Source organism: Rhodoferax sp. RT5P35 (assembly GCF_056521385.1).
On sequence record NZ_JBWMAX010000032.1, the window covers coordinates 1 to 2,469 of the forward strand.

At 64.4% G+C, this 2,469-nt stretch carries 3 protein-coding genes; all 3 read left to right on the forward strand.

Going from position 1 to position 2,469, the window contains the following annotated elements; all coding sequences use genetic code 11:
- Positions 1-1,368 (forward strand): putative glycoside hydrolase (locus tag AC097L_RS23175; RefSeq protein ID WP_479589098.1); only part of this gene is annotated, 1,368 nt, incomplete at its 5' end.
- Positions 1,369-1,386: 18 nt separating this feature from the next.
- The gene (locus tag AC097L_RS23180) at positions 1,387-2,052 is read left to right on the forward strand and encodes a PEP-CTERM sorting domain-containing protein (protein WP_479589099.1); all 666 of its coding nucleotides are present in this window, start codon (positions 1,387-1,389) and stop codon (positions 2,050-2,052) included.
- 71 nt (positions 2,053-2,123) lie between these two features.
- Positions 2,124-2,469: LacI family DNA-binding transcriptional regulator (locus tag AC097L_RS23185; RefSeq protein WP_479589100.1), on the forward strand; the 346-nt coding region annotated here is incomplete at its 3' end.

Sequence of the window (2,469 nt, forward strand, 5' to 3'; positions counted from 1 at the left end):
TCGAACGCCTTTGTAGTGGCCTGGCTGCCCGGCACCGAGGGCAAGGGCGTGGGCGACGTGCTCTTCCGCACCTACAACGGCAAGGTCAACTTCGACACCGTGGGTAAGCTGTCTTTCTCGTGGCCCAAGTCGGGCTGCCAGACCCCGCTGAACGTGGGTGATGCCGCCTACGACCCGCTGTTTGCCTACGGCTACGGCATGCGCTACGCCGACCAGAAAACTCTGGCCCCGGTGGACGAGACCGTGCCCACCCTGGGCTGCGGGCAAACCGCCGGTGGCGGCACTACCGACGTGGACCTGGAAATCTTCAACTCCACCGACAAGGCCCCGTTTGCACTGGGCATCGGCTCGCCCGAAAACTGGGGCGGCACCTTGCTGGGCTCGGACCTGAACGCCACCATCGCCCAGGCCACCATCAAGGCCGAAACCACCCAGGTCAACGTACAGCAAGACGGCAAAAAGCTCACCTGGACCGGCACCGGCCAGTTCTATGCGCAGCAGCCCGGCACCAGCGACCAGCAAAGCTACCTCAACTCGGACGCGGCGCTGGTGTTTGACACCATCGTGCACCAGCTGCCTGAAGGCCTGGTCAAGGTGCGCGTCGATTGCAGCTACCCCTGCATCGGCGAAGTGGATGGCACCACGCTGTTCAGCACCCTGGGGCTGAACACCAAGCGCACCGTGAAGTTGCCGCTGAGTTGCTTTGCCGCCAAGGGCACCGACTTCGCCACCATCAACACGCCGTTCCTGGTGTACACCGAGAAAGCCTTTACCGCCTCGTTTGCCAACATCCGCTGGGTGCCCGGTGCCGCCAAGGATGCCGACGCGGTGGCCTGCAGCACCCTGGTGCCGCCCGATGTCGCCCTGCCCACCCCCAAGCCCGGCCCCACCTACACCGTGTTCAACAACGGCGTGGTGTCCGATGGCTTCAAGGCCAACACCTATTCCACCAACAATGTGCATACCAGCTTCAGCGTGCTGCCCACGGGCGAGCTGGCGCTGAACTTTGCCGCCGACGGGGGCGATGGCCTGCTGTTCTTCAACGACAGCGCGCCCATCAACCTGGGTAACTTCACCGGCGGCAAGCTGCAGTTCGACATCAACGTAGGCAACTACGGCAGTAACACCGGTGGCCTGGTGGTGAAGATGGAAAGCGCGGGCACCAACTGCAACACCGGCGACGTGCTGTTTGGCCGTCCCACCGCCGGTGGCTGGCAGGCCGTGAGCATCGACATGGCCACCATCACCGCCGCCCAGTCTGCCTGCTTTGACCTGCGCCGCACCAGCGTGCCGTTTGCCATCTTTCCCAAATGGGGGGACCAGCAAGGCGTGCAGTTCCAGGTGCGCAACGTCCGATTCGTCCAATAAATTTCAACGGGAAAACACATGTTCAAAACCCAACTCCTCGCTGCCACCCTGCTCGCCTGCGGCTTGGCCACCTCGGCCCAGGCCTCGCTGATCACCTTCACCGGCGGCACGGTGACCCACAACGACGGCTCCACCGACGTCACCAACAACGCCATCAACTGGGACGATGTGCAAAGCTACGAAGAGGCGGGTTTCCGCTTCACCTTCATCGGCACCGACTCGGCTTTTTCCAGCAACGTGGGTGACTTCTACGCGGTCGGCAACGACGTGCTGCAGGGCCACTGGGCCACTGGCAACTTTGGCTACCTGACGCAGATCCGCCTGACCCGCGCCGACGGCGGGGCCTTCAGCCTGGGCGGCTTCGATATCGTCTCCAACACCGACACCGGTGGCGGCCCGGCATCGGGCAATGAGCAGGTCTTTCTGCACGCCTCGGCCGACGGCAGCAGCGACGACTTCATGCAGTTGCTGCCCAGCGAAGACTCCGACTTTCCATCCACCCCGTTCGTGCCGGGTAATCCGTTCAGCAATGTGCGGGCCATCTGGTTCGACGTGGCGGGTGCGTCCGACAGCTTCGCCATCGACAACCTGCAGGCCAACGCCGTCCCCGAGCCCGGCTCGCTGGCCTTGCTGGGCGTAGGGGCCTTCGGGCTGTGGGCCACACGGCGGCGGCAGAGCCGCTGAGGCGCATGGGCGGGCGGTAATATCTGGCCACGGAGGTATTTGACCCTCCGGCAACCTGAGTTACCCCCGCCATGTCCACCATCCACACCGTCGCCGCCCTGGCCGGTGTCTCCAGCGCCACCGTCTCCCGGGTCATGAACGACCCGCACAAAGTGCGCGAAGCCACCCGCCTGAAGGTGGAAGCCGCCATGCGCGAACTGGACTTTTCGCGCAACAGCTTTGCCGCCTCGCTGGCCTCCCGCCGCTCGGAATGCGTAGGGCTGGTGGTGCCGCATTTGTCCGGGGCGTTTTTTGCGCCGCTGGTCAATGAAGTCGAAGAAGCGGTCAGCGCCGTGGGCAGCCATCTTGTCGTCACCTGCGGCAAGAACAGCGTGGACGAGGTGGCCAACGGCCTGCAGTTTCTGCGGCAGCGGCGCT

Bases quoted from the DNA above. Each gene is read 5' to 3' on its own strand.
- AC097L_RS23180 (WP_479589099.1), top strand. From the start codon at position 1,387: ATGTTCAAAACCCAACTCCTCGCTGCCACCCTGCTCGCCTGCGGCTTG.